General features: G+C 70.5%; 2 protein-coding genes. Both read left to right on the top strand.

The genetic code is table 11. From position 1 onward, the window contains the following. Nucleotides 1–3465, top strand: a 3465-nt coding sequence (locus AB0G02_RS31035; RefSeq protein WP_360801079.1) for a HAMP domain-containing protein, incomplete at its 5' end; no start/stop codon positions are given. After that, a complete protein-coding gene (locus tag AB0G02_RS31040) occupies nucleotides 3360–3779 on the top strand; it encodes an acyl-CoA dehydrogenase family protein (protein ID WP_360801082.1) in 420 nt (139 codons plus the stop codon). The genes AB0G02_RS31035 and AB0G02_RS31040, both read left to right, overlap by 106 nt. Nucleotides 3780–3797 lie beyond the last annotated feature (18 nt).

Raw genomic sequence — 3797 nt, forward strand, 5'->3', positions numbered from 1 at the left:
GGCAACCTGACCGCCCAGGTGCGGTCGATCGCGCAGGTGGCCACGGCGGTGGCGCGGGGCGACCTGTCGCAGAAGATCCGCGTGGACGCCCGCGGCGAGATCCTGGAGCTGAAGGAGACCATCAACACGATGGTCGACCAGCTCTCGGCGTTCGCGGACGAGGTGACCCGCGTGTCCCGCGAGGTCGGCACCGAGGGCAACCTCGGCGGCCAGGCCACGGTGCGCGGCGTGTCGGGCACCTGGAAGGACCTGACCGACAACGTCAACGTGATGGCGTCCAACCTGACCGGCCAGGTGCGGTCGATCGCGCAGGTGGCCACGGCGGTGGCGCGCGGCGACCTGTCCCAGAAGATCACCGTCGAGGCCAAGGGCGAGGTCGCGGCCCTCGCCGGGGTGATCAACACGATGGTCGACACGCTGTCCGCGTTCGCCGACGAGGTCACCCGGGTCGCCCGCGAGGTCGGCACCGAGGGCATCCTGGGCGGCCAGGCGCGGGTGCCGAACGTGGCGGGCACCTGGAAGGACCTGACCGACAACGTCAACTTCATGGCGAACAACCTGACCAACCAGGTCCGCAACATCGCCCAGGTCACCACCGCGGTCGCCCAGGGCGACCTGACGCGCAAGATCGACGTGGACGCGCGCGGCGAGATCCTGGAGCTCAAGACCACCATCAACACGATGGTCGACCAGCTCTCGGCGTTCGCCGCCGAGGTGACCCGCGTGGCCCGCGAGGTGGGCAGCGAGGGACGGCTGGGAGGCCAGGCCGAGGTCGAGGGCGTGTCGGGCACCTGGAAGCGCCTGACCGAGAACGTCAACGAGCTGGCGGGCAACCTCACCACCCAGGTGCGCGCGATCGCGGAGGTCACCAGCGCGGTCGCGGAGGGCGACCTGACCCGCTCCATCACGGTCGAGGCCTCCGGCGAGGTCGCGGAGCTGAAGGACAACATCAACTCGATGGTGGAGTCGTTGCGCGACACCACCAAGGCCAACCACGACCAGGACTGGCTGAAGTCGAACCTGGCCCGCATCTCCGGCCTCATGCAGGGCCGCCGCGACCTGGTCGTCGTGGCCGAGCTGATCATGGACGAGCTGACGCCGCTGGTCTCGGCCCAGTACGGCGCGTTCTTCCTGGCCGACGACACCAGCCAGACCCCGGAGCTGAAGCTGATCGGCTCCTACGGCACGCCCGACGACCCGGACGCCCCGTCCCGCCCGACGCGGTTCCGGTTCGGTCAGTCGCTGGTCGGCCAGGCCGCCCGCAGCCGTCGCATCATCGCCGTGGACGAGGTTCCCGAGGACTACGTCAGCATCTCCTCCGGGCTCGGCCGCACCGCGCCGGTGAACCTGGTCGTGCTGCCGATCGTGGTGGAGGAGCAGGTGCTCGGCGTCATCGAGCTGGCCTCGGTGCACCGCTTCACGCCCATCCACCGCGACTTCCTCGACCAGCTGATGGAGACCGTCGGCGTCAACGTCAACACCATCATCGCCAACGCCCGCACCGACGAGCTGCTGGGCGAGTCCCAGCGCCTGGCCTCGGAGCTGCAGGCCCGGTCGAGCGAGCTCCAGGTGCGGCAGGAGGAGCTGCAGCGCTCCAACGCCGAGCTGGAGGAGAAGGCCGAGCTGCTGGCGACGCAGAACCGCGACATCGAGACCAAGAACGAGCAGATCGAGCGGGCCCGTCGCGAGCTGGAGGCACGGGCCCACCAGCTGTCGCTGGCCTCGAAGTACAAGTCCGAGTTCCTGGCGAACATGAGCCACGAGCTGAGGACGCCGCTCAACAGCCTGCTCATCCTGGCCCAGCTGCTGGCGCAGAACCCGAGCCGCAACCTCACGGCCAAGCAGGTCGAGTACGCGCACATCATCCACTCCGCGGGCTCGGACCTGCTCCAGCTGATCAACGACATCCTCGACCTGTCCAAGGTCGAGGCGGGCAAGATGGACATCACGCCGGAACGGGTCGCGCTGCGCCAGCTCCTGGACTACGTCGAGGTGACCTTCCGGCCGATGACGACCCAGAAGAGCCTCGGGTTCCGGGTCACCACCGCCGCCGGCGTGCCGGCCGACCTGCTCACCGACGACTCCCGGTTGCGGCAGGTGCTGCGCAACCTGCTGTCCAACGCGGTGAAGTTCACCGAGGAGGGCAGCGTCGAGCTGCGCATCGGCCCGGCCGATCCCGAGGAGCTGCCCGACTCGGTGCGCGGGCACGGCCCGGCGATCGCGTTCCGGGTCAGCGACACCGGCATCGGCATCGCGGACCAGCAGCTCGAATCGATCTTCGGCGCCTTCCAGCAGGCCGACGGCACGACCAGCCGCAAGTACGGGGGCACCGGCCTGGGGCTGTCGATCAGCCGGGAGATCGCCTACCTGCTCGGCGGGGCCATCTCCGCCGAGAGCACCCTGGGCAAGGGCAGCACCTTCACGCTCTACCTGCCCGTGGCGCGTCCCGACTTCGCCGAGAGCGAGACCGGCGCCACCCACGTGACGCCGTTCGAGGAGCACGTCCGGGCGGAGTCCACGACCGCGGCGCCGGCCTCCACCCAGCAGCGGCGGTTGCTCGTCGTCGAGGAACGACCGCAGGGGTTGCTGTCCCTGGTCGCGCAGAGCGCGGTCGCGGACCTGGCCGGCAGCCGCGACCCGCGCGGACCGGTCCACGTCATCACCGCCGTGGACGCGCAGGAGGCCGCGAGCGCCCTCGCCGCCGAACCGTGCCACCTCGTCGTGCTGGAGCTCGACATGCCCGACGAGGCGGCGCTGCGCTTCCTGGAGGCGATGGACGGCGACTCGGCGTCCCGCGGCATCCCCGTCCTCGCGCACAACAACCGACGGCTCGACCCGGCGCAGGAGCGGCGGTTGCAGCCCCGCACCGAGACCCAGCCGCTGGAGCTGCTGTCCAGCCTCGACGAGCTGCGCGAGCGCATCGTGCTGCACCTCAACGCCGAGGAGCCCGGCGACGTGCTGCCCCTGGTGCGGGTGGAGGAGCAGGTCCGGCAGCCGTCCGGACCGCCCCAGGGCGACCTGGCCGGCCGCACGGTGCTGATCGTCGACGACGACGCCCGCAACCTGTTCGCGCTCAGCAGCATCCTGGAGCTGCACGGTGTCCGCGTGCTGCACGCGGACACCGGCCGGATCGGCATCGAGATGCTGGGCAAGCACCCCGAGGTCGACCTGGTGCTGATGGACGTGATGATGCCGGAGATGGACGGGTACGCCGCCACCACCGCGATCCGCGCGATGCCGGAGCACGCCGGGCTGCCGATCATCGCGGTGACCGCGAAGGCCATGCCGGGCGACCGGGCAACGCCAGCCGCGTCCTCATCGCCACCACCGCCATCGGCATCTCGCGGCGCATCCGCGACCTGTCCATCGACTACGCCAAGACCAAGTCGCTGCGCGGGTCGACGCTGCTCAACAACGCGGTGTTCGCGGCGAAGATCGGGCAGGTGGAGATGGCGATCGGCGTGATGCGCAACCAGTGCGCGGCGGCCGGGCGCGAGTTCGACGCGATCATGGGCGCCGGGCCCTCGGCGGGCGCGGAGTTCCTGCGCCAGGGCACCCTCAAGTCGGCGCTGACGTCGAAGATGTTCACCGGTCAGGCCGGGTGGCAGATCGCCACGACGGGCTCGGAGCTGTTCGGCGCCCTCGGGTACACCGGTGACGCGTTGATCGGCAAGCTGGTCCGCGACATGCGGTACGTGTCGATCGTGGAAGGCGGCGACGACGTGCTGCGCGACCAGAAGTTCCACCGCTACGCGCTGCCCGAGCGCAAGCCCTACTGAGCACGCCGGCCTGGCGTG

This window comes from Actinosynnema sp. NPDC023658 (assembly GCF_040639995.1).
Classification (GTDB): domain Bacteria; phylum Actinomycetota; class Actinomycetes; order Mycobacteriales; family Pseudonocardiaceae; genus Actinosynnema.